The sequence below is a fragment of the Duganella sp. 3397 genome (assembly GCF_031456625.1).
GTDB classification, from domain to species: Bacteria; Pseudomonadota; Gammaproteobacteria; order Burkholderiales; family Burkholderiaceae_D; genus Rugamonas; species Rugamonas phyllosphaerae.
Map to the genome: position 1 here is coordinate 765,123 of NZ_JAVDVB010000003.1, position 25,896 is coordinate 791,018.

The following is a 25,896-nucleotide window of genomic DNA, read 5'->3' on the forward strand; positions in this document are numbered from 1 at the left end:
GCAACGTGGAGATTGTAGTGCACTTATTCCAGTTGCACACCGCGCGCTTTCAGCGCGGCGCGCACGCCGGCGCCATAGGCCGGATCGGCCTGGTCGAAGTGGCCCAGCTGGCGCTCGATGATCTCGGCGCTCACCTGCGACAGCGGACCGGAGATGTTGTCGAACAGGTTCTGCTTTTCTTGCGCCGGCATCAGGCGGAACAGGTTACCGGCCTGGGTGTAATCGTCCTCCTTGCCGCGGCCGTCGTAGCGGCCGGCCGCGCCGTGCAGCGCCAGCCCCGGTTCGCCGTGGCCCATGCCTTGCGGATTGCTGCCATTGCTGTCCACCGGCTGGTAGTTCGGCGCCGCGCCGCCGTTGGCAATCGCCATGGCGCCGTCGCGCTGCTGGTTGTGGAACGGGCAGCGTGGCGCGTTCACCGGCAGGTGCTGGTGGTTCACCCCAACGCGGTACAACTGGGCGTCGTGGTAGGCGAACAGGCGCGCCTGCAGCATCTTGTCGGGCGAGTAGCCCAGGCCCGGCACCACGTTCGATGGCGACAATGCAGCCTGCTCCACTTCCGCGTGGTAGTTGAGCGGGTTGCGATTGAGTTCGAACACGCCTACGGGAATCAGCGGGAAGTCCGCGTGCGGCCACACCTTGGTCAGATCGAACGGGTTCCAGCCGGTGCGCTCTTCCCATGCTGCCAATTCCGCTTCGGTGGCCACTTGCAGGTGCACGTCCCAGCGCGGGAAGTCGCCGCCAGCAATCGCGCCGAACAGGTCGCGCTGGGCATAATCGGGATCTTCACCGGCGATGCGCATGGCCTCGGCAGCGGGCAGGTTCTTGATGCCCTGCTGGGTCTTGAAGTGCCATTTGCAGTACACGCGCTCACCAGCGTCGTTGATCAGGCTGAACGTGTGGCTGCCGAAACCGTCCATGTGACGGTAGCCGTCAGGTGTGCCGCGATCGGAGAACAGCATCGTCACCTGGTGCAGGCTTTCCGGCGTCCTGCTCCAGAAGTCGAACATCATGGTCGGCGATTTCAGATTCGTTTGCGGGTCGCGCTTCTGGGTGTGGATGAAGTCGGGGAACTTGATGCCGTCCTTGATGAAGAACATCGGCGTGTTGTTGCCCACCAGGTCCCAGTTGCCGTCCTCGGTGTAAAAGCGCATGGCGAAGCCGCGCGGATCACGCTCGGTGTCGGCGCTGCCCTTTTCGCCCCCCACGGTGGAAAAACGCACGAAGGTATCGGTTTGCTTGCCGACGGCGGCGAACAGCTTGGCCTTGGTAAACCGGGTGATGTCGTGGGTGACGGTGAAGGTGCCGTAGGCGCCCGAACCCTTGGCGTGAACCACGCGCTCCGGGATGCGTTCGCGGTTGAAGTGCTGGAGTTTTTCGAGCAGGTGGAAGTCTTGCAGCAGCAGCGGACCGCGTGGGCCGGCGGACAGCGAATTCTGGTTGTCGGCGACAGGAATGCCGGAGGCGGTGGTAATTGGTGGCTGGCTCATGCTATGACTCCTTGTTATTTAATAGACTGAGGCTATTTTAACGGCGCACAGCGATAAGTAAAAACTATAAATATCTATGACTTTCATAGCCATTGCCAATTAGGATCCACAATAAAAAACCGGGGACGCGCCCCGGTTTTTTTTAAAACACTGCCGATCAGACTTCGGCGATGCGCTTGCGAATATGCGCCAGCGCGTCTTCCACCTGGTCGATCAGGATCAGGCACAAGTCCCCTTCCTGCAAGCGGCCCAGCGCCGTGTCGATGGCCAGGAACTCGCCGTAGATTTCCTGTACGTGCGACGTGCGCGGCGCGCCTTGCAGGCCGGAGCGCAGCAGCGCCACCACTTCGCCATCGACGCGGCCGCGCTGGCACGCGTCTTCGTACAGCAGCACGTCGTCGAACGCGCGGCCGAGGATCTCGGTCTGCTGGCGGATGTCTTCGTCGCGGCGGTCGCCGGCGCCCGAGATCACCACGCCACGGCGCTTGGCCGGCATGGTTTCCACGGCCTGCACCAGCGCCAGGATGGCGTCCGGGTTGTGGCCGTAGTCGGCGATCACGGTCGCGCCCTTGTAGTCGAACACGTTGAAGCGGCCGGGCGCATTGTCGGAATCGTTGGCAAAGGTTTTCAGGCCCAGGCGAATCGCGTCCCAGCTGATGCCCGCGCCCCACGCGGCAGCCACCGACGCCATCACGTTCTCGACCTGGAAGCCAATCGCGCCGTTGCGGGTGATCGGCACTTCCGCGAGCGGAATGCGCACCTGCTGCTTGCCCTCGGCCGCGACCAGGTGGCCGTCGGCCACGTACACGGTGCGGCTGCCCTGCGCCAGGTGGGTGGCGATGACGGGATGGCCGGCGTCGGCGCCGAAGTAAATGATCTTGCCACGGCAGTTGGCAGCCATGGCGGCGACGATCGGATCGACCGCGTTCAGTACGGCGTAGCCGTCGGCGGCGACGTTCTGTACGATCACGCGCTTCAATACCGCCAGGTCTTCCACGGTGTTGATGTAATTCATGCCCAGGTGGTCGCCGGCGCCAAGGTTGGTCACCACGGCCACCTGGCAGCGGTCGAACGCCAGGCCTTCGCGCAGGATGCCGCCACGGGCGCTTTCGAACACCGCTGCGTCCACGTCCGGGTGCAGCAGCACGTTGCGCGCGCTACGCGGACCGCTGCAGTCGCCGCTGTCGGTCTGGCGGCCTTCGATGTACACGCCGTCGGTATTGGTCATGCCGGTGCGCAGGCCGCTGGCGGTAAACAGGTGCGCAATCAGGCGCACGGTGGTGGTCTTGCCGTTGGTGCCGGTGACCGCCACCACGGGAATGCGGCCGTTCTCGCCCGGTGCGAACATGGTGTTGACGATGGCCTCACCCACGGCGCGGCCCTTGCCGTACGACGGTGCGATGTGCATGCGCAGGCCGGGCGCGGCGTTGACTTCCACCACGCCGCCGCGACGGTCGTCGAACGGTTGCAGCACGCCTTCGCACACCACGTCCACGCCGCAGATATCGAGGCCGATCATCTGCGCCGCTTCCACTGCGCGCGCCGCCACTTCCGGGTGCACGTCGTCGGTAACGTCGGTGGCGGTGCCGCCGGTGGACAGGTTGGCGTTGTTACGCAGGATTACGCGCTGGCCCTTGCTTGGCACCGAGTCCGCTTCCAGGTCCTGCAGCGCCAGGCGCGCCAGGGCGATGTCGTCGAAACGAATCCTGGTCAGCGACGTCGAGTGGCCGCTGCCACGGCGCGGGTCCGAATTGACCAGGTCCACCAGCTGGCGCACCGTGTGCACGCCGTCGCCGACCACTTGCGGCGGGTCGCGGCGGGCGGCGGCGATCAGCTTGTTGCCGATCACGAGCAGGCGGAAATCGTGGCCGGGCAGATAGCGCTCGACCATCACGTCGTCGCGGAATTCCTTGGCGGTGCGGAAGGCCTGTTCCAGGTGTTCTTTCGAATTGACGTTGACGGTTACGCCCTTGCCCTGGTTGCCGTCCTTCGGCTTGACCACGACCGGCATGCCGATGTCCTGCGCCGCCTTCCAGGCGTCCGCTTCGTCTGCCACGGTGCGGCCGTACGGGACCGGCACGCCGGCCGCATGCAGCAGCTTCTTGGTCAGTTCCTTGTCCTGGGCGATCGACTCGCCGATGGCGCTGGTGGTGTCCATTTCGGCGGCCTGGATGCGGCGCTGTTTCGAGCCCCAGCCGAACATCACCATGCTGCCCTCGGTCAGGCGGCGGATCGGGATGTCGCGCGCCAGCGCGGCGTTGACGATCGAGCCGGTGCTCGGGCCCAGGCGTACGTCTTCGTCGAGGTCGCGCAACTCGGTAAGTGCGGCGGCCAGGTCGAAGGCGGTGTCGTTCAAGGCGGCGTTGATCAGGTTTTCGGCCATGGTCACGGCCAGGCGGCCGACGGCTTCTTCCGAATATTCGACCACGGTCTGGTACACGCCCTCTTCCGGCGTGGCGCTGGTGCGGCTGAAGGTGACCGGGCAGCCGGCTTGCGCCTGCAGGCTCAGGGCGGCGGCCTCTAACACATTGGCCAGCGAGATCGTGTCACCGGTGGCGTGCAGGTCGCCCACCTCCGGGAAGCGCGCTTGCAGGCGCTGCTCGAAGCCGGGCAATTGCGCGATGGCGCGCTGGTCGGGCGGGCACGATACGACCACTTCCATGGCGGTGTGGTGGCTCCAGAGATTCGGGCCACGAAGGGCGCGGGTGCGGATGACTTCCATAAATCTGCTTGTTCTTTCGTATCAGTGATGGAGGCGCTTCGGCGTCGCATCGAAGGTGCGCAAACCGGCGGCAATCAGTTCTGGCGTCAGGCCCAGGGCCCAGCCGGCGGCAATCGCGGCCAGCACGGCTTCGGGCGGCACCAGCGGCGACAGCGGCAGGCTGACCATGTCAACATAACCCTGGCCCAGGACGATGCGCTGCTGGTCACCCTCTTTGCGCTGGAACACCACGCGCGCGCTGTCCTGGCGATGCTGGACGATGGCCGGCAGGTGTTCGTCCACGCCGTAGAAGATCACTTCGCCGTCGCACAGGTCCGCCATGTCCACCACTTGCGGATCGGCGGCATTGAGCACGGCCGCGCCGCTGGCCAGCACCACGTCCACCTGGGTGCGCAGCACGTTATACAGTTTGTCCTCGGTGTCGATGTGGAACTCGGCCACGTCTTCCAGGCCGGCGACATCGGTCACCACGCCCACCGTGCACTTGTCGTAGGCCAGGCCTTCGGTAAGGATCATGCGCGCGCTCGATTCGAACACCGCCGCTTCCACGTTTTTGTTGAGCAGCAGGCGTTCGCCGGTTTCCCAGTCGGACAGGCCGTCGCGCGACAGCAGGCGGCTGTTGACGTACAGGCCGTCGGCGCAGCTCACGCCCACCTTCTTGCCGCCCACTTGCAGCAGCCAGGCGATCAGGCGCGCAGCCATGGTGGTGCCATGCTTGCCGGTGATGCCCACGACCGGAATGCGGCCCGTGTCTTCTTCCTTGAACAACTGATCGACGATGGCCGCGCCAACGTTGCGCGGCTCGCCGTGTTCGGGCTTCAGGTGCATCAGCAAACCGGGGCTGGCGTTGACTTCGATGATGGCGCCGCCCTGCTCGTGCAGCGGACGGGTGATGTCGGACGCCACCAGGTCGATGCCCGCGATGTCCAGACCCACCACGCGCGCGGCCAGCGTCGCCATGGCCGCCACTTCCGGGTGTACCTTGTCGGTGACGTCGGTGGTGACGTTGCCATTGGCCTGGATCAGCACCTTCTGGCCGGCCAGCGGCACCGAGAACGCATCCATGCCCTGGCGTTTGAGTTCGAGGATGGTTTCGCCGGCTTCCTGCGGCTTGATCAGGCTCAGCGGAAAATCTTCTTCCTCGCCCCGGCGCGGATCGATATTGATGTGCAGGTCGACCAACTGCTGGATGTTGTGGGTGCCGTCGCCGGTAATCCACAGCGCTTCGCCGGCGGCGGCAGCGATCATGCGCTTGCCGACGACGAGCAGGCGGTGCTCGTTACCGACGATGAAGCGCTCGACGATCACGCTCGCGCTGTCGCCTTCGTCGGACGCCAGCGCGTAAGCAGCGGTGACGTCGGCTTCGGTCATCAGGTTCAGCGACACGCCACGGCCATGGTTGCCGTTGTACGGCTTGACCACCACCGGCAGGCCGATGTCCTGGGCGGCGGTCCAGGCGTCTGCCGCGCTGGTGACCAGTTCACCTTGGGGCACCGGCACGCCGCACGACGACAGCAGCGACTTGGTGAGGTCCTTGTCGCTGGCGATGCCTTCGGCAATCGCGCTGGTCTGCTCGGTTTCTGCGGTCCAGATGCGGCGCTGGGCGGCGCCGTGGCCCAGTTGCACCAGGTTGCCGTCGGTGAGGCGGATCGAGGGAATCGAACGGTCGGTGGCGGCATCGACGATGTTGCCGGTGCTCGGGCCCAGGCACAGCGTTTCGACCAGGTCGGTCAGCTCGGCCACGGTGGCGGCCAGGTCGTACGGTTGGTCCTCGATCATTGCCATCAACAGGTCGCGCCCGGCGGCCAGGGCGGCGCGGCCGACCTGTTCCTGGCGGGTGCGGAAGGCCATCTTGTAGTAGCCGGTGTCTTCGCCGATCTGGCGGGTTTTGCCGAAGCCGGTCTTCATCCCGGCCAGGTTTTGCAGTTCCAGCACCACGTGTTCGAGCACGTGGCCGGCGTACGTGCCGTCGCGCAGGCGCTCGAGGAAGCCGCCGATCTCGCCCACGCCGCAGCGGTGCTCGAGCAGGCCCGGCAGGATCGTGGTCAGGCGCTCGTACAGTCCCGGCAGCAGGTTGGACGGATATTGCTCCAGTTCACCAATATCGAGCCACGCCTCGATCACCGGGCGATAGGTCCAGATATTGGGGCCGCGCAGATGGGTCACGCGGAGGATTTCTATGCTTTTCTTCTTGATCATGTGTCGAATTTTGTTACGTCGTTATCGGCGGCAGGCTTGGCGCCCAGCCGGGCCGTATTGTAAACCCTGTATTCCTGTCACCTGCTGGCAGCACCCATGACCTGCTTACGTTCATCAAGCAGTACCGGCGTTTTTGTCCGTGCGTTATACTTGCCGCCTGAACAAAAAAGTCAGCATTTACTTAATTTCTGTCAATTTATTAGCGACAGAATACCGTAATTCCTCACTTTTACCAGCGTCATCGCCCGATTGAAATCGCGCATGTCGCAGCCATGTAGATCTATTGCGGCCTGCACGGCGCCTTTATCCCCGATCCGGAGTACGCCACACAATGACAAGCCAACAACTTTCCACCTTATCGAGCTCCGGCGGCGAGCTGCCCGACCGCTGGCGTTCCGATATACAGGCACAACTTTCCCAAGGGGAAAACGTTGTAAGTGCCCTGGAGGTTGACCTGGATCAGCAACTTCGTTTCGCCAAGGGTATCCTGATCATCACCAACACCCGTTTGCTGGCGCGCGCACCGGGCCAGGAGCAATGGCAGGCGTGGCCGTTCTCGTTCGACTTGTCGCTGGAACACCACGATCATGCGGGCGTGGGCCACCTGGAACTGGTGTCCGCGCGCGGCCGCCTGGCGGCCTGGCGCTTTACCCTGGGCCAGAACCTGCAGGCGATCCGCCTGGTCGAACAATTTGCCGCCCAACGCGACAGCCACGCCAGCGGCCAGCCGCTCATCGTCGACGACACCAACGTCTGCCCGAGCTGCAAGGCGCCGCTCGAACCGGACCAGGAAGAATGCCCGGTCTGCACCAAGGTGGTGTACACGCCGCCGTCCACCTGGACCCTGTTCCGCCTGTGGCGCTTTGCCCGGCCCTACAAGCTGCAACTGGGCCTGGGCTTCTTGCTGATGCTGCTGTCCACCGGCGCGCACATGATCCCGCCGTATCTCACCATTCCGCTGATGGACAAGGTGCTGATCCCGTACCAGAACGGCACGCCGGTCGATTCGAGCCTGGTGGCGCTGTACATGTCGGGCCTGGTGGGCGCGGCGGTGCTGGCGTGGATTTTCGGCTGGGCCAAGACCTATGTGCTGGCGCTGGTGTCCGAGCGCATCGGCGCCGACCTGCGCACCGAGACTTACGACCACCTGCTGCGGCTGTCGCTCGAATACTTCGGCGGCAAGCGCACGGGCGACCTGATGTCGCGCATCGGCAGCGAGAGCGACCGCATTTGCGTGTTCCTGTCGCTGCACCTGCTCGACTTTGCATCCGACTGCCTGATGATCATCATGACCGGCGTGATCCTGTTCTCGATCGATCCGTACCTGGCCATCTTCGCGCTGGCGCCCCTGCCCTTCATCGCCTGGCTGATCCACCTGGTGCGCGACCGCCTGCGCACCGGCTTTGAAAAGATCGACCGCGTGTGGGGCGAAGTGACCAACGTGCTGGCCGATACCATCCCCGGCATCCGCGTGGTGAAAGCCTTTGCGCAGGAGACGCGCGAAGCGGCGCGCTTCCGCACCGCCAACAAGCACAACCTGGCCGTCAACGACAAACTCAATAAAATCTGGTCGCTGTTCTCGCCAACCGTGTCGTTCCTGACCGAACTGGGCCTCTTGGTGATCTGGGTGTTCGGCATCTACCAGGTCTCGAAAGGCAATATCACGGTCGGTGTGCTGTCGGCCTTTATCGCTTACTCGAGCCGCTTCTACGGCCGCCTCGATTCGATGAGCCGCATCGTCTCGGTCACGCAAAAGTCGGCATCGGCGGCCAAGCGTATTTTCGACATTCTCGACCACGTGTCGTCGGTGCCCGATCCGGTCAACCCGGTCAAGCTGGCCAAGGTGGAAGGCAATATCACCTTGCGCGAAGTGGGCTTCCGCTACGGTAACCGCGCGGTCAACCGCGGCATCAACCTCGACATCAAGGCCGGCGAAATGGTTGGTCTGGTCGGCCACTCGGGCTCCGGCAAATCGACGCTGGTCAACCTGATCTGCCGCTTCTACGACGTGGCCGAAGGCGCCATCATGCTCGATGGCGTCGATATCCGTTCGCTGGCCGTGTCAGACTATCGCCGCCAGATCGGCCTGGTGCTGCAGGAGCCGTTCCTGTTCTTCGGCACCATTGCCGAGAACCTCGCCTATGGCAAGCCGGACGCCACCCGCGCCGAAATCATGGCTGCCGCCCGCGCCGCCCACGCCCACGAATTCATCTTGCGGCTGCCGCAGGGTTACGATTCGATGGTCGGTGAACGCGGCCAGGGTTTGTCAGGCGGCGAGCGCCAGCGCATCTCGATCGCGCGTGCGCTGCTGATCGATCCGAAGATCCTGATCCTCGACGAAGCGACTGCCTCGGTGGACTCGGAGACCGAAAAAGAAATCCAGCGCGCACTGGAAAACCTGGTCAAAGGCCGCACCACGATTGCCATCGCCCACCGCCTGTCCACCTTGGCGAAAGCCGACCGCCTGGTGGTGATGGACCGTGGCGTGGTGGTGGAAGAAGGCGGCCACGACGAACTGATGGCCAAGGAAGGCGCGTACTACCGCCTGGTACAGGCGCAAGCCCGCAACGTGGACACGGACCTCGACGACCGTGGCAGCAAGGATTAAGCAGATGAGCATCAACTTTGAACTGATACGCAACCCGTTCGGCAAGCTGGTACTGACCACGGCCGAGGGAGTGGTACACGAAGGCGTGGCGGCAGTGCGCGCGTTCCCGGTGCAGGCGCCCGAAGACGGCATCGCGCTGGTAAACCATGACGGCAAGGAGGTGGCCTGGATCGACCGCATCGAGGACTTGCCGGCAGCGGTGGGCGCGCTGGTACGCGAGGAATTGTCCGGGCGCGAATTCATGCCCGAGATCAGCCGCATCGTGGCCGTGACCAGCTTCGCCACGCCGTGCACCTGGACCGTCAATACCGACCGCGGCGACACCGAATTCGTGCTGCGCGGCGAGGAAGACATCCGCCGGCTGACGGCCGATACGCTCTTGATATCGGACATCCACGGCATCCACTTCCTGGTGCGCGATGTGCGGGAGTTGGACAAGCACAGCAAGAAGATTCTGGACCGTTTCCTGTAAAACGGTTCAGCGCTTTTTTGGCCGCTTTTTAGTATCAGGCCGAATCGCCGGCTTCTTTTTGGGCAATCAGGTCCGCCACCGGGTTGCCCGGATCGGCCGCCAGGGTCCAGTTGCCGCGTTCGATTTCGGACGGGCGTACGTCGTTCTGTGGGCCGAGGTTGACGCCGAAGCTGTAGCGCAAGTCGGGGTTGCGATTCGATAGCCGCTCGAGCGCCTCGAAGATGATGCGCATATCGATGTCGTTGGAGCTGTCAGTGAGGCTGCGCTCCAGCCGTCCCACCAGTTCGGCGTTGACGCTGCGGCCGGCCCTGCCGGCTTCTGCCTTCAACTTTTCGAACAGCGAGAACGGCATGCGGAATTGACTACGATAGATGTTTGTCATAGGGCGCTATCTTGGCATCAACGCAGCAAAGCCGCTAGTGCCTGAAATTCTGGAAATAGTGACAAAACGGTTTGAAATAGCAAAAAGATGACCTGGTAGCGACACAAATTCAGCACCAACCTGCACCTGCCCGATTTACCCCTACCTGTCGAACGCCGCTCGCGTAAAACCAGCGGTTTCATTTTTTGGTACTAACGGTTCCCCCGCTTTGTGGGTGATGGCAGCGCTTGGGCGTTCAGTTATGATGAGTCCGCAGAGCGCCCCTTATTCAACAAAGGAATAAATAATGAGCAATGACCAAAGCACGTCGAAGTGCCCTTTCAGCCAGGCCAACAACGCCGGCACCACCAACCGTGACTGGTGGCCCGACCAGCTGCGCCTCGACCTGCTGCATCAGCACTCCGCCAAGTCGGACCCGATGGGCGCCGACTTCGACTATCGCAAGGAATTCGAAAGCCTCGACCTGGCAGCCGTCAAACGCGACCTCGCTGCCCTGATGACCGATTCGCAGGACTGGTGGCCGGCCGACTTCGGCCATTATGGCGGACTGTTCATCCGCATGGCCTGGCACAGCGCCGGCACCTACCGCAAAGGCGACGGCCGCGGCGGTGCCCGCCGTGGCCAGCAGCGTTTCGCACCACTCAATAGCTGGCCCGACAACGTCAGCCTGGACAAGGCGCGCCGCCTGGTGTGGCCGATCAAGCAAAAGTACGGCCGCAAGATCTCGTGGGCCGACCTGATCATCCTGACCGGCACCGTGGCGCTGGAAAACATGGGCCTGAAGACCATCGGCTTCGGCGGTGGCCGCGTCGATACGTGGGAACCGGACCAGGACGTGTACTGGGGCCGCGAAACCACCTGGCTCGCCGGCGACGTGCGCTATGCCCACGGCAGCGACGGTGTTGAAAAAGCGGGCGGCGTGCTGGTCTCGGACGACGACGCCGACGGCGACGTCCACAGCCGCAACCTGGAAAATCCGCTGGCCGCAGTGCAGATGGGCCTGATCTACGTGAACCCGGAAGGCCCGGACGGCAATCCCGATCCGCTGCTGGCAGCCTACGATATTCGCGACACTTTCGGCCGCATGGGCATGGACGACGCGGAAACCGTGGCGCTGATCGCCGGCGGCCACACCCTCGGCAAGACCCACGGCGCCGGCCCGGCCGACAATGTCGGCCCCGAACCGGAAGCGGCCGGCATCGCCGCCCAGGGCCTCGGCTGGCATAACAAGTTTGGCAGCGGCAAGGGCGGCGACACCATTACCAGCGGCCTGGAAGTCACGTGGACCAAGACCCCGGCCAAGTGGAGCAACGACTTCTTCGAGCACCTGTTCGGCTTCGAATGGGAACTGGGCAAGAGCCCGGCCGGCGCCCACCAGTGGTTCGCCAAGAATGCCGAAGCGGTGATCCCGCACGCGCACGATCCGTCGAAGAAACTGCTGCCGACCATGCTGACCACCGACCTGGCGCTGCGCTTCGACCCGATCTACGAGCCGATTTCGCGCCACTTCCTGGCCAACCCGGAAGAGTTCGCCGCAGCGTTTGCGCGCGCCTGGTTCAAGCTCACCCACCGCGACATGGGACCGAAAAGCCGCTACCTCGGCGCCGATGTTCCTGCCGAAGACTTCATCTGGCAAGACCCGGTACCCGCAGTCGATCACCCGCTGATCGACGCTGCCGACAGCGCCGCGTTGAAGGCCGCGATCCTGGCCAAGGGCCTGACGGTCGCCGAACTGGTCTCGACGGCCTGGGCCTCGGCATCGACGTATCGCGGCTCCGACTTGCGCGGCGGCACCAACGGCGCGCGCGTGCGCCTGGCGCCGCAAAAGGACTGGGCCGCCAACCAGCCTGAGCAACTGGCCAAGGTACTTGCGGCGCTCGAGCAGGTGCAGGCCGACTTCAACGGCAAGGCTGCCGGCAGCAAGCGCGTGTCGCTGGCCGACCTGGTCGTGCTGGGCGGCGCGGCCGCCGTCGAACAGGCTGCCAAGCAGGCCGGTCACACCGTCACGGTACCGTTCACGCCTGGCCGCACCGACGCCACGCAAGAGCAGACCGACGCGGCCTCGTTCGAGGAGCTCGAGCCGGTCGCCGATGGCTTCCGCAACTACCAGAAGGTGCGCTACGCCGTGCCGGCCGAAGCCCTGCTGGTGGACCGCGCCCAGTTGCTGACCCTGACCGCGCCGGAGATGACCGTGCTCGTTGGCGGCCTGCGCGTACTGGGCGCCAACAGCCCGCAGTCCGACGCGGGCCAGTTCACCACCCGCCTGGGCACGCTGACCAACGACTTCTTCGTCAACCTGCTCGACATGGGCACGGTGTGGATGGCGACGTCGGCGGATGCGACCGCGTTCGAAGGCCGCCACCGCAAAACCGGCGCCATCACCTGGCGCGCCAGCCGCGTCGACCTGGTGTTCGGCTCGAACGCCCACCTGCGCGCGATCGCCGAGGTGTACGGCAGCGCCGACGGCGAGCAGAAGTTCGTGGGCGACTTCGTGGCGGCCTGGAGCAAGGTGATGGAATTGGGGCGTTGATCGCCTGTTAAAGTGCTGGCGGTTCTGAAACGGACCGCCAGCTTCATCACAGCGGAGGCTGGCGCGCCGCTCTAGAGACGCCTGCTACACCCATCTCCTGCCCCGCCCCATCCCCTCCTTCGCATTGCACTGCAACAACGATTTACCATGCTATTTCGTCACGTCAGTGCTACATTCAAAAGACCGAGCGCTTGCTTTATTAACCGCGACAAAGATCGCGCCAGTGGGCGACGCCGGTAACTGGTCCGCTGCAGCATCGACATTTCCCAAAAAAATATAATGGAGACAAAATGAAGACTCGCTTCTGGCAACTGCTATCTACCCTCGTCCTGGCCTGCTGCATCGGTTTGCCCGCCACCGCCGGTGCTGCCGGCTACACGCAAACCAGGTATCCCATCGTCCTCGTACACGGCCTGTTCGGTTTCGACAAGATCGGTCCCGTCGAGTATTTTTATGGTATTCCCGCCGCTTTGAGCAGCGGCGGCGCCAAGGTCTACACGGTGACCGTGTCGGGCGCCAACAGCACCGAAGTGCGTGGTGAACAATTGCTGTCACAGGTGCGGCAAATCCTCGCCGTCACCGGCGCGGCCAAGGTCAACCTGATCGGCCACAGCCACGGCGGCCCGACCGCGCGCTATGTCGCCTCGGTGCGGCCCGACCTGGTGGCATCGGTGACCAGCGTGGCCGGCGTCAACAAGGGTTCGGCCGTGGCGGACATCCTGGCCGGCACCATCCCCAATAGCGGCGCCGCACTGGGCGACGCCCTCGCCTCGCTGATCGGCATCATCTCCGGCAACAAGGGCTTGCCGCAAAACGCCGGCGCGGCGATCACCTCGCTCTCGACCGCCGGTTCGCTGGCCTTCAACCGCCGCCATTCGCAAGGCGTGCCGACCACCGCCTGCGGCGAAGGCGCCTACCAGGAACGCGGCGTGTACTACTTTTCCTGGAGCGGCGCCCAGCCCTACACCAATGCACTCGACGTGGGCGATCCCGCGCTGGCCATCATTAGCCTCGCCTTCGGCGGCGCCAGGAACGATGGCCTGGTCAGCAGCTGCTCGAGCCACCTGGGCAAGGTCATTCGCGACGACTACGCCATGAACCACCTCGATGAAATCAACCAGTTCGTCGGCATCGTCAACCTGTTCGAGACCTCGCCCGTGACCGTGTTCCGCCAGCAGGCCAACCGCTTGCAGGGCCTGGGCTTGTAAGGAGGCCGCCATGCGCACGAACTTGAAACTGATTGTGGCTGGCGCCCTCGGCGCCCTGGCGCTGTTCTGGTCGCTGGCGCCGAGCGCGCCGCCAGCACCGCCACCGCAGAAGCCGGACCCCGATCTGTTCGCGTTCGTGCGCTCGATGGATGGCACGCGCCCCGATGGCAACGTCACGGTCGCAGCCGGCGACGCCCTGGTCGTCGACGCGGAGCTGGGTCACCTGTTCGACTACTACCTGGCGGGCCTCGGTGAAAAGTCGCTGGCCGCCATCCGCAGCCAGATCGAGCTGGAGCTCGACCGCCGCCTGGCGCCCGCAGCCGCGCGCGAAGCGAAGCGCCTGCTGGGCGCCTATCTCGCCTACAAGCAGGCGCTGACAGGCGTCGAGCGAGGCTTGACGCCTTCCGCCGACCCGCTGCAAGCGGCGCAGGCAAGGCTGCAGGCGATGCGCGCACTGCGCGCCAGCTATTTCACCCCAAAGGAAAGCGCCGGCCTGTTCGGCGCGGACGACGCCCGTGACGACGACGCCGTGGCACGACTCGCGGTCATGGCTGATGGCAAGCTGGACGAAACACAGCGCCAGCAGAAGCTGGCGGCGCTCGACGCCGCCCTGTCACCGGCCCAGCGCCTGGAACGCGACGCTCCGCAGCAAGTGAGCGCGCTCGACAGCGCGGTGCGCGCGCTGCGTGCACAAGGTGGCGGCGATAATGAAGTCTACCGCCTTCGCGCCGCCACGTTCACGCCGGAAGCGGCGGCGCGGTTGGGTGAACTCGATCGCGAGGAAGCGCAGTGGCAGCAGCGCATCACGGCCTGGCGCGCGCAGAAGGCGGCGCTGGGGGCTGGCGGACAAGATCCGGCGCAGGTGCAGCGGGTGACCGATGGGCTGTTCTCGCAGGATGAGCAACGGCGATTGGGAGCGAACTAGCTGGAATATCGAACCACCATGACAGTGACGAACATTTGTTCCAGCCGATCCTGAAATACTATCCAGAGCTCGATCCCCACCAGTAGGGCTACCGGACAAGAAAAAAGGCCAATCCGTAGATTGGCCTTTTTCCTTGATTCTCTTGGTCGGGGCGAGAGGATTCGAACCTCCGACCCCGTGCACCCCATGCACGTACGCTACCAGGCTGCGCTACGCCCCGACTAGGCCGAGATTATAGCAGCCACTGTAAGCATTTGTCATGTTTGTGTTGTGCCGGGTAATATCTGCCATGACCACCACCGCCGACATCATCCGCGCCGCTTCCCTCATTGACCAGGCCGACCTGCTGCTGGTTGCCGCCGGCGCTGGCATGGGCGTCGATTCCGGCTTGCCCGATTTTCGTGGCAACGAGGGTTTCTGGAAGGCCTATCCTGCCCTGGCACGCGCGCAGCTGGCGTTTGCCAGCGTGGCGTCGCCGCGTACGTTCGAGGACGATGCGGCGCTGGCGAGGCGATCTGGCCGGCGGACGGGTTTGTGCCGCAGGTCGATCAGGCGGCTTGCCGCTTGATGAATACGGCGCCGGTGTGCCCGCATTGCCGCGGCCTGGTGTGGGGCTCGATTGCGGGGCGTTGGCGGGGTTGGTGGCGATTGATCGGATGCTTCGCGCGTGAGTACAGCGGATTTTAGTGTCTATGGATCCCCGCTTTCGCGGGGATGACGAATCGACCACTAACGATCAATATCGTTTATACGATTTTTACCGTGATGCCATCGATGCCGGCAACGGTACCCACCAGCACCTGGCCGCGCACCACCGCGCCCACGCCTTCCGGGGTGCCGCTGAAGATCAGGTCGCCGGGGGCCAGCGTAAACAGCGTGGACAGGTTGGCGATGGTTTCGTCGATCGACCAGATCAGGTCGTCGATGCTCGACGTCTGCTTGGTCACGCCATCGACCTTCAGTTCGATCGCGGCGTTGTTGATGTCGCCGGCTTGGGCGGCCGGGGTGATCACACCGATCGGCGCCGAGTAGTCGAAGGCTTTGCCGATTTCCCACGGGCGGCCGGCGTCGCGCATCTTGAATTGGAGGTCGCGGCGGGTCATGTCGAAGCCAACCGCGTAACCGAAGATGTGACTCGCTGCGTCAGCCACGGCGATGTTGCTGCCGCCTTTGCCGATCGCCACCACCAGTTCGCACTCGTAGTGCAGATTGGCGGTTACGGGCGGGTATGGCAGTTCGGCCACCTGGCCTGGCGCCACCGGGATTACGGCTTGGGCGTCGGCTGGTTTGTTGAAGAAGAATGGTGGTTCGCGGTCCGGGTCGGAACCCATCTCTCGCGCGTGGCCCGCGTAGTTGCGGCCCACGCAGTACACGCGGCGCACGGGGAACAGGGCGTCGGTGCCGGCAACCGGCAGGCCGACGATGTCATGGGCGGGGATTACATAGGCAGTCATGATGCTCCGATAGCGTGTTGGGGATACCGGACATGGTACAACAGACGCTGACGCCCTGCATCAGGTCATCAGCAAGGCCCGCATCGACACCTGGAACGCCTCCACCAGGCCGGCGCGGTTCATGTCCGGGCGATGCAGAGCACGCACGGTCAGGCCGTGGAAGTACGCGATCATGGTGTCGATCCGGCTGTCGAGCAGCACGTCGTCCACCGGCAGGTTGCGCCGTTCGCGGCCACGCTTGACCAGCTCGCGCAACTTGCCGCGCGCGGTGTCTTCGTGGGCGCGCAGTCGCTCGGCGATAACCGGGTTGCGTGAAGCCTCGGCATACATTTCGATCGAGACGTGCCATGGTTGCGGATCGAGCGCCTCATTCACGTGACGCTCGGCGTCCTCAATCAACGCCTGCAACGGATCCTCGAGCGAACCCAGATTGCTCAGCATATCGCTCACGTACTCGGAGTGCGCCTCCACGAAGGCCAGAATGATGGCGTTCTTGCCGTCGAAGTAGTTGTAGATATGGCCGGCGCTCATGCCGGCCTGCTTGGAGATCTCCGACATGCTGGCGCCGTGGAAGCCGCTGCGTGCAAAGCAGACGGCTGCCGCTTCCAGCACCTGGTTGCGCCGCCCCGCTGCCTTCTCGGGATCGACTCGCCGTTTTGCGGGAGAAGTGGTCATGATATTTCCTTGGGTAGGCGGCGGCCGCACATCGGTACATCAGCGCGGCCGCCGCATGGTCGCAGGATCAGCCGCGTGGTGGCGGCTGCACCGCTTGCGTTGCCTGCGGTGCAGGCGTTACCTGTGCCGCCTCCGGCTGCCAGCCGCCGCCCAGCACCTTGTACAAGGTAACGGCGTTGCTGGTCTGGTTCAGGCGCGTGGTGATCAGGCCTTGCTGCGCCTGGTACAACGCGCGCTGCGATACCAGCGAGTTGAGGTACGTGTCGGCGCCATTGCGGTAGCGCGCTTCGTTGATCCTGTAACTCTTCTCGGTCGCTTGTACCAGCGCCTGCTGGGAGTTCAGGCGCTCGTCGATGGTGCCTCGAACGGCCAGGGCATCGGCCACTTCGCGGAACGCCACCTGGATGGCCTTTTCGTACTGCGCCACCGAGATGTCGCGATCGGCCTTGGCGATATCGAGATTGGCGCGGTTGACGCCGCCGTCGAAGATCGGCAGGTTGATCTGCGGCGCGAAGCTCCACGTGCCCGAGCCGGCCTTGAACAGGCCGGACAGGTCGCGGCTGGCGCTGCCGCCCGACGCCGTCAGCGAAATGCTGGGGAAGAAGGCCGCGCGCGCCACGCCGATGTTGGCGTTGGCCGAGCGCAGCGCGCGTTCGGCTTGCTGCACATCGGGACGACGTTGCAGCAGGTCGGACGGCAGGCTGCCCGGCAGCGTGGTCAGTTCGGTCACCGATACCAGCTCGCCTTCCGGCAGCAGCGTGGTCGGCACGGTGCCGCCGACGAGCAGGTTCAGCGCGTTCTGGTCCTGCGCCACTTGCGCGGTGTAGGTGGCCACATCATTGCGCGCCGTTTCCACGCTGGTCTGGGCGTCGTACACGTCCACGCCCGACGTGGCGCCGGCGTCGAAGCGCTTGCGGCTCAGGTCATACGTGGTCTGCTGGCTGCGCAGGGTTTCCTGCGCCAGCTTCAAACGCTGCTGGTCGGCCGTGAGCGTCAACCAGGCATTGGCCACTTCGGCCACCAGGCTGATTTGCTGGGTGCGGCGCGCTTCCTCGGTGCCGAGGTAGGTTTGCAGGCCCGCTTCGGCGCCGTTGCGCACCTTGCCGAAGAAGTCCAGCTCATACGCGGCCAGCGACAGTCCGCCGCTGTACTGGCGGGTGATCGCGGCTTCGCCGGTACCGGTCATGGTGCGCGGCGTGCGGGTGGCGTTCTGGCCCACACCGGCTGCCACGGTCGGCAGCAGTGGTGCGCTGCTGATGTTGTACTGCGCGCGGGCACGCTCGATATTGAGCACGGAGACGCGCAGGTCGCGGTTGTTGGCCAGCGCCAGTTCGATCACCTGGCGCAGGCGCGCATCGGCAAAATACTCGCGCCACTGGATCTCGGACGCCGGACGGGCGTCGGCCGCAGCTGCCGGCAAGCCCTTGTAGGCTTCGCCGGTGGGCCAGGCCTGGCCCACCGGTGCTGCCGGACGCTCGTACACGGGCGCCAGGCTGCAACCGCCCAGCAGCGCCAGCGCCGCCAGGGTGAATAAGGATTTATGCATGCTTGTCATGATTAATGTGCCTCCACAACTGGTGTATCCGCAGGCTTGGCTTTAGGCTTGCTGAAGCGCGAGCGCACCAGGACGAAGAACAACGGTACGAAGAAGATGCCCAGGAAGGTCGCCGTCAGCATCCCGCCCAGCACGCCCACGCCAATCGCGTTCTGGCTGCCCGAACCGGCGCCGCTGCTGATTGCCAGAGGCAGTACGCCCAGGCCGAAAGCGATCGACGTCATCAGGATCGGACGCAGACGCGTATGCACCGCCTGCAAGGTCGCTTCCTTCAGTTCCACGCCCTGCTCCTGCAGGTCCTTGGCGAATTCCACGATCAGAATCGCGTTTTTCGCACCCAGCCCCACCACCGTCAGCAGACCCACCTGGAAGTAGACGTCGTTCGACAGCTTGAACAGGAACGTCGCCAGCACCGTACCGAGAATACCGAGCGGCACGATCAGCAGTACCGAGAACGGCACCGACCAGCTTTCATACAGCGCGGCCAGGCACAGGAACACGATCAGGATCGAGATCGCATACAGCTGCGTGGTTTGCGAACCGGAGTCGCGTTCTTCGGTCGACAGGCCGGTCCACTCGTAGCCGATACCCGGCGGCAGTTTGGCCGCCATGCTTTCGACTTCCGCCATCGCGGCGCCCGAGCTCTGGCCCGGCGCAGGCTGGCCGAGGATCTCGACCGACGGCAGGCCGTTGTAGCGTTCCAGGCGCGGCGACGCGTAAATCCACTCGCCGTGCGAGAAGGCCGAGAATGGCACCATCTCGCCAGCGTCATTGCGCACGAACCACTTGTTCAAGTCTTCCGGCACCATGCGTGCTTCGGCCTGGCCCTGGATGTACACCTTCTTCACGCGGCCACGGTCGATGAAGTCGTTGACGTACGCCGAACCCCACGCGGTACTCAGCACGCGGTTGACGTCGGCGATCGCCAGGCCCAGCGCAACGGCTTTTTGCTGGTCCACGGTGATCTTGTACTGCGGCGTATCTTCCTGGCCGTTCGGACGCACGCCGACAATGACCTTGCTCTGCGCGGCCATGCCCAGCATCTGGTTACGCGCCGCCATCAGCGCCGCGTGACCGACACCACCGGTGTCCTGCAACATCAGGTCGAAGCCGGACGCGTTACCCAGTTCCAGCACCGCTGGCGGGGCGAACGCGAATACCATCGCATCCTTGATCTGCGAGAACGCACCCATGGCGCGGCCGGCGATTGCGCTCACGGCGTGATCCTTGCCTTTGCGCTCGGACCAGTCCTTCATCCGCACAAAGGCGATACCGGTGTTCTGGCCGTTACCGGCGAAGCTGAAGCCGGCCACCGCGAAGACCGATGCGACCGAGTCCTTCTCCTGGGTCAGGAAGTGCTGCTCGACCTTCTCGATGGTCTTGAGCGTACGCTCTTGCGTAGCGCCGGTCGGCAGCTGGATCTGGGTAAACAGCACGCCCTGGTCTTCTTCCGGCAGGAACGACGTTGGCAGGCGCAGGAACACGAACGCCATCACGGCCACGATCAGCGCGTAGATGACCAGCGAAATGCCGCTCTTGTTGATGATGGAGCCAACCACGCCCTGGTACTTGCGATTGCCGCGATCGAAATTGCGGTTGAACCAGCCGAAGAAACCGGTGGTGGCCATGGTGTGGCCCTTCGGTACCTGCTTGAGCATCGTGGCGCACAGCGCCGGCGTGAAGATCATCGCGACGATCACCGAGAGCACCATCGCAGAGACGATCGTGATCGAGAACTGGCGGTAAATCACGCCGGTGGAGCCACCGAAGAACGCCATCGGCACGAACACGGCCGACAACACCATGGCGATACCGACCAGCGCACCGCTGATCTGGCCCATCGACTTGCGAGTAGCCTCGACCGGCGAAAGCCCTTCTTCAGTCATGATCCGCTCGACGTTTTCCACCACCACGATCGCATCATCGACCAGCAGACCAATGGCCAGCACCACCGCAAACATGGTCAGCGTATTGATCGAGTAGCCGAGCACCGACAGGATGCCGAAGGTACCGAGCAGCACGACCGGCACGGCCATCGTCGGAATCAGCGTGGCGCGGAAGTTTTGCAGGAACAGGTACATCACCAGGAACACCAGGATCACGGCTTCGACCAGGGTTTTCACCACTTCTTCGATCGAGATCTTGACGAACGGCGTGGTGTCGAACGCCACCATGGCTTTCAAGCCTTGCGGGAACTGCTTCTCCATCTGCGCGATCTTGGCCTTCACCGCCTCGGCGGTGTCGAGCGCGTTGGCGCCGGTGGCCAGCTTGATGGCGATACCGGTGGCGGCGTTGCCGTTGTAACGGGCCAGGATCGAATAGTTCTCGCGCCCCAGTTCCATTTTGGCGACATCGCGCAGGTACACGGTCGAACCGTTGGTGGTGGTTTTCAGCAGGATGGCGCCGAATTGTTCGGCCGTTTGCAGGCGGCTCTGGGCCGACACGGTAGCGTTCAGCTGCTGGCCGGCGACGGCTGGCGCGCCGCCCAGTTCACCGGCAGACACCTCGGTGTTTTGCGCGGTGATGGCGGTGGTCACGTCCGCTGGCGTGAGCTGGTAGCTTTGCAGCTTGGCAGGATCGAGCCAGATGCGCATCGCGTATTGCGAACCGAAGTTGGTGACGTCGCCCACGCCTTCCACGCGCGAGATCGGATCGAGCACGCTGGCGGTGACATAGTCGCCGATGTCGGCCTGGTTCATCGAACCGTCTTGCGACACGAAGCCGATCACCAGCAGGAAGTTCTTGGTGGCCTTGTTGACCACCAGCCCCTGTTGGGTCACAGCGGTAGGCAGCAGCGGCGTGGCCAGTTGCAGCTTGTTCTGCACCTGCACCTGCGCGATGTCAGGGTTGGTGCCGGATTCGAACGTCAGCGTGATGCTGATGCCGCCCGACGAGTCCGACGACGAGGCCATGTAGCGCAGGCCGTCGATACCCTTCATCTTCTGCTCGATGACCTGGGTGACGGCGTCTTCCACCGTCTTGGCGGAGGCGCCCGGGTACGAGCCGCTGATCGAGATCGACGGCGGCGCAATGGCGGGGTACTGGGCGATCGGCAGGCCCATGATGGACAGGATGCCGCCCAGCATGATCACGATCGCGATCACCCAGGCGAAAATCGGGCGATCAATAAAGAAACGGGACATGTGTGATCTCCTCGATTACTGCTTGGCAGCAGGAGCGGCCGGTGCAGCACCGGCGGCAGCAGGCGCGGCGGCAGGCGCCTTGGCGACCACGGCAGGCGCGCCCGGCTTGACCTTCTGCACGCCTTCGACGATCACCTGGTCGCCATCGGCCAGGCCGGATTTGACCAGCCACTTGCTGCCGTAGGTGCCGGCGGTGGTCAGCACGCGTTGTTCGACCTTGCCTTCCTTGTTCAGGACCAGCGCGGTGGCTTCACCCTTCTGATTGCGGGTAACGCCCTGCTGCGGCACGGTGATGGCTTTTTCGTCGACGCCCGATTCGATCACTGCGCGCACGAACATGCCAGGCAGGAGATTCTGTTTCGGGTTCGGGAAGATGGCGCGCAGCGTGACGTTGCCGGTACCCTGGTCCACGGACACGTCCGAGAACTGCAGCTTGCCCGCTTCGGCATACTTGGTGCCGTCGGCCAGCACCAGCGTGACCTTGGCCTGGCCCGATTGTTTGAGGCTGCCATCGGCCATTTCGCGTTTCAGGCGCAGCAGGTCCTCGCTCGACTGGGTGACGTCGACATAGATCGGATCGAGCTGCTGCACGGTGGTCAGGGCATTGGTCTGGTTGGCGGTAACCAGCGCGCCAGGCGTGACGGTCGAACGGCTGATACGGCCGCTGATCGGTGCGTACACGTTGGTATAGCGCAGGTTGATATTGGCTTCCTGCAGCGCGGCGTTGGCTGATTCCACGTCGGCCTGGGCCTGGGCGTCGGCGGCGAGCGCGTCTTCGTAGTCCTGGCGGCTCACGCCTTCGATGGCCAGCAGCTCCTTGTAGCGTGCCGCCTTGGGACCGCTGGTCAGCAGGTTGGCCTTGGCCTTGGCGAGCGCAGCCTTGGCCGAATTGACACTGGCTTGATAGATCGACGGATCGATCTGGTAAAGGGCGGTACCGGCTTTGACGTCGGAACCTTCGACAAACAGGCGTTTTTGAATCACACCGTTGACCTGCGGGCGCACTTCAGCCACCTGGTAGGCGCTGGTGCGACCCGGCAGTTCGGTCGTGATTTGAAGTGGCTCTTGCACCACCTTGTATACGCCCACTTCCGCCACCTGCGGTTTTTGAGGTGCTTCGGACGTGGATTTGGAGCAACCAGCCACGAGGGCGGTTGCAGTGATCAGGGCTGCGACCCCGGCCGTCCGCAGGGACGGTTTGCAGAAAAGAGCTTCCATGTGGTGAGGCTTTCTGAGGAGAGTTCTGGAGAGATTATAAAAACACAGACGCTAGAATGAACGATCATTCTAACCCTGTCAAGCTGAAATTTAATTCCGCGAAGCAATTCATGCACCATTGTCATCGAGCGACAGCACGGCAAGAACTCCCATCGGGCCAGGTCGGATTGCGGTAAGATGCCAAGGTTATACGCTGGCTGTGACTTGACTGTGACTGTGCCGGCGCCCACTCCCACCGGACCGTTCCATGGAACCACAAAACAGCGATACCACCGACTTTCTTTCCTGCGGCGTGCCCGGCCTCGACGAGGTGCTGGGCGGCGGCCTCACTGCCGACCGCCTGTACCTGGTCGAAGGCGAGCCCGGTACCGGCAAGACCACGCTGGCGCTGCAATTTCTGATCGAAGGTGCGCGCCGGGGCGAACACGTGCTGTACATCACGCTGGCCGAGACCGCCGTCGAACTGCGCAGCGTGGCGCAATCGCACGGCTGGGACATGGCCGGCATCCAGATCGAGGAAATCATCCCCGGCGAGAACGCGCTCGACCCCGACCAGCAGTACACCATCTTCCACCCGGCCGAAATCGAGATGGGCACCACCACCCAGCGCATCGTGGCCGCCATCGACAAATCGCGGCCGCGCCGCGTGGTGCTCGATTCGCTGTCCGAGTTGCAACTGCTGGCCGAAAACCCGCTGCGCTACCGGCGCCAGGTGCTCGCGCTCAAGCAGTACCTGACCAGCCGCTCCTGCACCACCGTGCTGCTCGACGACCGCACCGCGCTCTCGACGGACTTGCAGGTGCGCAGCGTGGCGCACGCGGTCATCACGCTCGAATTGGCCGACCAGGCCTACGGCGCCGAGCGGCGCCGTATCCGCGTGGTCAAGTATCGCGGCATCGCGTTCCACGGCGGCGCCCACGATTACAAGATCGTGCGCGGCGGCTTGCGCGTGTATCCGCGCCTGGTCGCAGCCTCCAGCCGCGTCATCAGCGCCCGCCGCCAGCTGTCCTCCGGCATGCCGGCGCTCGACCAGTTGATCGGCGGCGGCCTGGAAGAAGGCATGAGCACCCTGATCAGCGGACCGTCCGGCACCGGCAAGTCGTCGCTGGCGGCGCAGTTCGTGCACGCGGCGTCGCAGCGCGGCGAAAAGAGCGCCATGTTCCTGTTCGAGGAAGCGCGCAACAACCTGCTCAACCGCTGCGCCAACCTGGGCCTGGACCTGGCTGGCGCCGAGGACAGCGGCCTGCTCACCATCCAGCAGGTCGATCCGGCCGAACTGGCGCCGGGCCAACTGACCCACGCGGTGGTGCAGGCGGTGGAACGCGGCGTAAAAATACTGGTGATCGACAGTCTGAACGGGTATCTGAACGCCATGCCCGACGAGCGCTTCCTGGCCACCTACCTGCACGAGATGCTGACGTACCTGGGCCAGCGCGGCGTGGTCAGCATCATCGTCGGCGTGCAGCGCGGCATGATCGGCACCGCCAGCTCGGCGGTGGACGCCAGCTACATCGCCGACAACATCATCATGTTGCGCTACTTCGAAGCCGAGGGCGCAGTGCGGCAGGCCATTTCCGTCTTCAAGAAGCGCGGCAGCGCGCACGAACGCACCATCCGCCGCTTCGAGGTGGGCACCGGCGGCATCAAGGTGGGGCCGGTGCTGCGTGGCTTCCACGGCATCCTCACCGGCGTGCCCACGTACGACAGCGCCGAGGTGGCCCAGTCGTTTTCCCAGCCCGCTGGCGATATCCAGATCTGAGGCCGATGGAAACCCGCATCCTGATCTATGCGCCCACCGGCCAGGATGGTCCGCTGGCGGCGCGCGTGCTGACGCTGGCCAAGCTCGACAGCCACGTCTGCGCCACCCTGGCCGAGCTGGAACAGCAGCTCGGCCAGGGCGTGGGCGCCGTGCTCACGGTGGAGGAAGCGTTGACGCCGGCCGGCTACAAGCTGCTGCACGACGTGGTGGCGCGCCAGCCCGACTGGTCGGACCTGCCGATACTGCTGCTCACCCACCACGGCGCCGATTCGGCCACCGTGCGCCGCGCCGTTGCCGGCCTGGGCAACCTGACCCTGCTCGAGCGGCCAGTGCGCACGCTCACGCTGATCACCGCGCTGCAGGCCACGCTGCGCGCGCGCCAAAAACAGTACCAGGTGCGCGAGGCGGCCCGGCGCAAGGATGAATTCCTGGCCAGCCTGGGGCACGAACTGCGCAACCCGCTGGCGCCGATCCGCACCTCGGTCTCGCTGCTTACGCATCTGTACCCGGACGCAGCGCCGGTGGCGCGCATCCGCGACATGGTCGAGCGCCAGGTCAAGCTGCTCACGCGGCTGGTGGACGACCTGCTCGACGTCGCCCGCATCACGCGCGGCAAGATCAAGCTGCAAAACCAGCTGGTGGCGCTGCAGGCGGTGATGAACCACGTCAACGAACTATGCGCGCAGGCCGCCAGCGCCAAGCGTATCCACGTGGCGTGGCAGCTGCCGGTCAGCGAAATTCTGCTCAACGCCGACTACGCACGCATCGTGCAAATCTTCGCCAACATCCTCTCCAACGCCATCAAGTTCACGCCGCAGGGCGGCCACGTGGTGGTGCGCGCGCATGTCGCCGACAAGGTGCTGGTGGTGTCGCTGCGCGACAGCGGCATCGGCCTCGAGCCGGAAGCGCTGGCGCGCATCTTCACCATGTTCGAGCAGAGCACCACGGTGGCCGGCCAGTTCACCAGCGGCCTCGGTATCGGCTTGAGCCTGGCGCGCCAGTTCGCCGAGATGCATGGCGGCTCGGTGGCAGCGTCGAGCGACGGCGCCGGCAAGGGCAGCGAGTTCGTGATCCGGCTGCCGATCGTGCACGTGAGCGCCGGCCACGACCAGGAAAGCGCCCCGCTGCCCGCCCACGCCGCGCTCGACGGCAAGCGCATGCAGGTGCTGGTGGTAGACGACAACCAGGACGCCGCCGATTCGCTGGCGGCGCTGCTGGAAGTCGACGGCTTCGACGTGCGCGCCGTGTACAGCGGCGCGGCAGCGGTGGCTGCGGCCGCCGAGCGCATCCCGGACATGATCATCATGGACCTGGGCATGCCGGGCATGGATGGTTACGAGGCGGCGCGCGCCATCCGCCAGCAGCCGGGCGCCAGCAAGATCCTGCTCATCGCCCTCACCGGCTGGGGCCAGAGCGACGCCCGCCGCCGCACCACCGAGGTGGGCTTCGACCATCACCTGGTCAAACCGGTGGAGCTGGCGCAGATCATCCGCCTGGCAGGCGCGCGGCATAACCGCGAGCAAGTGCAGGCGGCGCGGTAATCTCGAATTGCTGGCGGG

General features: G+C 64.6%; 17 protein-coding genes and 1 tRNA gene. 8 read left to right on the forward strand and 10 right to left on the reverse strand.

What is annotated here, in order from left to right; all coding sequences use genetic code 11:
* Positions 1–23: 23 nt before the first annotated feature.
* The 3 genes from J2X54_RS12150 to cphA (J2X54_RS12160) all read right to left on the reverse strand — a co-directional run bounded on the left by J2X54_RS12150 (position 24) and on the right by cphA (J2X54_RS12160) (position 6,408).
* The gene (locus tag J2X54_RS12150; RefSeq protein ID WP_310180984.1) at positions 24–1,487 is read right to left on the reverse strand and encodes a catalase; all 1,464 of its coding nucleotides are present in this window, start codon (positions 1,485–1,487) and stop codon (positions 24–26) included.
* A gap of 157 nt (positions 1,488–1,644) precedes the next feature.
* On the reverse strand, positions 1,645–4,209 hold the full coding sequence (gene cphA, locus J2X54_RS12155; RefSeq protein WP_310180986.1) for a cyanophycin synthetase: 2,565 nt from the start codon (positions 4,207–4,209) through the stop codon (positions 1,645–1,647).
* Positions 4,210–4,230: 21 nt separating this feature from the next.
* On the reverse strand, positions 4,231–6,408 hold the full coding sequence (gene cphA, locus J2X54_RS12160) for a cyanophycin synthetase (protein WP_310180988.1): 2,178 nt from the start codon (positions 6,406–6,408) through the stop codon (positions 4,231–4,233).
* A 331-nt stretch (positions 6,409–6,739) separates the two neighbouring features.
* On the opposite strand from cphA (J2X54_RS12160), the gene J2X54_RS12165 reads away from it, so the two are divergent.
* Both J2X54_RS12165 and J2X54_RS12170 read left to right on the forward strand, forming a co-directional pair.
* Positions 6,740–9,016 carry an ABC transporter ATP-binding protein gene (locus J2X54_RS12165; protein WP_084640870.1) on the forward strand — a complete coding sequence of 759 codons (2,277 nt, stop codon included), beginning with the start codon at positions 6,740–6,742 and terminating at the stop codon, positions 9,014–9,016.
* Positions 9,017–9,020: 4 nt separating this feature from the next.
* Positions 9,021–9,488, forward strand: a complete 468-nt coding sequence (locus tag J2X54_RS12170; protein ID WP_070251586.1) for a DUF1854 domain-containing protein — start codon at positions 9,021–9,023, stop codon at positions 9,486–9,488.
* Between the two features lie 34 nt (positions 9,489–9,522).
* On the opposite strand, the gene J2X54_RS12175 is transcribed toward J2X54_RS12170, so the two are convergent.
* Positions 9,523–9,870, reverse strand: a complete 348-nt coding sequence (locus J2X54_RS12175) for an Arc family DNA-binding protein (RefSeq protein WP_310180992.1) — start codon at positions 9,868–9,870, stop codon at positions 9,523–9,525.
* Positions 9,871–10,156: 286 nt separating this feature from the next.
* Between J2X54_RS12175 and katG the strand changes: the two genes are divergently transcribed.
* The 3 genes from katG to J2X54_RS12190 all read left to right on the forward strand — a co-directional run bounded on the left by katG (position 10,157) and on the right by J2X54_RS12190 (position 14,533).
* Complete coding sequence (katG, locus tag J2X54_RS12180; protein WP_310180993.1) at positions 10,157–12,400, forward strand: catalase/peroxidase HPI; 2,244 nt, start codon at positions 10,157–10,159, stop codon at positions 12,398–12,400.
* Positions 12,401–12,690: 290 nt separating this feature from the next.
* Positions 12,691–13,608 carry a triacylglycerol lipase gene (locus tag J2X54_RS12185; RefSeq protein ID WP_310180995.1) on the forward strand — a complete coding sequence of 306 codons (918 nt, stop codon included), beginning with the start codon at positions 12,691–12,693 and terminating at the stop codon, positions 13,606–13,608.
* Between the two features lie 10 nt (positions 13,609–13,618).
* Positions 13,619–14,533, forward strand: coding sequence for a lipase secretion chaperone (locus J2X54_RS12190; RefSeq protein WP_310180997.1), 915 nt, complete (start codon positions 13,619–13,621; stop codon positions 14,531–14,533).
* A gap of 143 nt (positions 14,534–14,676) precedes the next feature.
* On the opposite strand, the gene J2X54_RS12195 is transcribed toward J2X54_RS12190, so the two are convergent.
* Positions 14,677–14,753, reverse strand: a tRNA-Pro gene (locus tag J2X54_RS12195).
* A gap of 69 nt (positions 14,754–14,822) precedes the next feature.
* Between J2X54_RS12195 and J2X54_RS12200 the strand changes: the two genes are divergently transcribed.
* A complete protein-coding gene (locus J2X54_RS12200) occupies positions 14,823–15,101 on the forward strand; it encodes a hypothetical protein (protein WP_404990902.1) in 279 nt (92 codons plus the stop codon).
* Positions 15,102–15,279: 178 nt separating this feature from the next.
* Here J2X54_RS12200 and J2X54_RS12205 read toward each other — a convergent pair whose 3' ends face one another.
* The 5 genes from J2X54_RS12205 to J2X54_RS12225 form a co-directional block, all read right to left on the reverse strand.
* Positions 15,280–15,987 carry a fumarylacetoacetate hydrolase family protein gene (locus tag J2X54_RS12205; protein WP_310181000.1) on the reverse strand — a complete coding sequence of 236 codons (708 nt, stop codon included), beginning with the start codon at positions 15,985–15,987 and terminating at the stop codon, positions 15,280–15,282.
* A 60-nt stretch (positions 15,988–16,047) separates the two neighbouring features.
* Complete coding sequence (locus tag J2X54_RS12210) at positions 16,048–16,662, reverse strand: TetR/AcrR family transcriptional regulator (protein ID WP_310181002.1); 615 nt, start codon at positions 16,660–16,662, stop codon at positions 16,048–16,050.
* 67 nt (positions 16,663–16,729) lie between these two features.
* Positions 16,730–18,208 (reverse strand): AdeC/AdeK/OprM family multidrug efflux complex outer membrane factor, encoded by a 1,479-nt coding sequence (gene adeC, locus J2X54_RS12215; RefSeq protein ID WP_310181005.1) that lies wholly within the window; start codon positions 18,206–18,208, stop codon positions 16,730–16,732.
* Positions 18,209–18,219: 11 nt separating this feature from the next.
* Complete coding sequence (locus tag J2X54_RS12220; protein WP_070251595.1) at positions 18,220–21,360, reverse strand: efflux RND transporter permease subunit; 3,141 nt, start codon at positions 21,358–21,360, stop codon at positions 18,220–18,222.
* 15 nt (positions 21,361–21,375) lie between these two features.
* Positions 21,376–22,578 (reverse strand): efflux RND transporter periplasmic adaptor subunit, encoded by a 1,203-nt coding sequence (locus J2X54_RS12225; protein ID WP_404990903.1) that lies wholly within the window; start codon positions 22,576–22,578, stop codon positions 21,376–21,378.
* A 247-nt stretch (positions 22,579–22,825) separates the two neighbouring features.
* Between J2X54_RS12225 and J2X54_RS12230 the strand changes: the two genes are divergently transcribed.
* Complete coding sequence (locus J2X54_RS12230; protein WP_310181008.1) at positions 22,826–24,337, forward strand: ATPase domain-containing protein; 1,512 nt, start codon at positions 22,826–22,828, stop codon at positions 24,335–24,337.
* 5 nt (positions 24,338–24,342) lie between these two features.
* Positions 24,343–25,878: a response regulator gene (locus J2X54_RS12235; protein WP_070251598.1), complete on the forward strand. Its 1,536-nt coding sequence runs from the start codon at positions 24,343–24,345 to the stop codon at positions 25,876–25,878.
* The last annotated feature ends 18 nt before the right edge of the window (positions 25,879–25,896 follow it).

Excerpts from the sequence above, each read along its gene's own strand:
- J2X54_RS12185 (WP_310180995.1), top strand. The coding sequence starts at position 12,691 with ATGAAGACTCGCTTCTGGCAACTGCTATCTACCCTCGTCCTGGCCTGC.
- J2X54_RS12230 (WP_310181008.1), top strand. The coding sequence starts at position 22,826 with ATGGAACCACAAAACAGCGATACCACCGACTTTCTTTCCTGCGGCGTG.
- cphA (WP_310180986.1), bottom strand. The coding sequence starts at position 4,209 with ATGGAAGTCATCCGCACCCGCGCCCTTCGTGGCCCGAATCTCTGGAGC.
- adeC (WP_310181005.1), bottom strand. The coding sequence starts at position 18,208 with ATGCATAAATCCTTATTCACCCTGGCGGCGCTGGCGCTGCTGGGCGGT.
- J2X54_RS12165 (WP_084640870.1), top strand. The coding sequence starts at position 6,740 with ATGACAAGCCAACAACTTTCCACCTTATCGAGCTCCGGCGGCGAGCTG.
- J2X54_RS12205 (WP_310181000.1), bottom strand. The coding sequence starts at position 15,987 with ATGACTGCCTATGTAATCCCCGCCCATGACATCGTCGGCCTGCCGGTT.
- J2X54_RS12150 (WP_310180984.1), bottom strand. The coding sequence starts at position 1,487 with ATGAGCCAGCCACCAATTACCACCGCCTCCGGCATTCCTGTCGCCGAC.
- cphA (WP_310180988.1), bottom strand. The coding sequence starts at position 6,408 with ATGATCAAGAAGAAAAGCATAGAAATCCTCCGCGTGACCCATCTGCGC.
- J2X54_RS12200 (WP_404990902.1), top strand. The coding sequence starts at position 14,823 with ATGACCACCACCGCCGACATCATCCGCGCCGCTTCCCTCATTGACCAG.
- J2X54_RS12175 (WP_310180992.1), bottom strand. The coding sequence starts at position 9,870 with ATGACAAACATCTATCGTAGTCAATTCCGCATGCCGTTCTCGCTGTTC.
- J2X54_RS12220 (WP_070251595.1), bottom strand. The coding sequence starts at position 21,360 with ATGTCCCGTTTCTTTATTGATCGCCCGATTTTCGCCTGGGTGATCGCG.
- J2X54_RS12190 (WP_310180997.1), top strand. The coding sequence starts at position 13,619 with ATGCGCACGAACTTGAAACTGATTGTGGCTGGCGCCCTCGGCGCCCTG.
- katG (WP_310180993.1), top strand. The coding sequence starts at position 10,157 with ATGAGCAATGACCAAAGCACGTCGAAGTGCCCTTTCAGCCAGGCCAAC.
- J2X54_RS12210 (WP_310181002.1), bottom strand. The coding sequence starts at position 16,662 with ATGACCACTTCTCCCGCAAAACGGCGAGTCGATCCCGAGAAGGCAGCG.
- J2X54_RS12170 (WP_070251586.1), top strand. The coding sequence starts at position 9,021 with ATGAGCATCAACTTTGAACTGATACGCAACCCGTTCGGCAAGCTGGTA.
- J2X54_RS12225 (WP_404990903.1), bottom strand. The coding sequence starts at position 22,578 with ATGGAAGCTCTTTTCTGCAAACCGTCCCTGCGGACGGCCGGGGTCGCA.
- J2X54_RS12235 (WP_070251598.1), top strand. The coding sequence starts at position 24,343 with ATGGAAACCCGCATCCTGATCTATGCGCCCACCGGCCAGGATGGTCCG.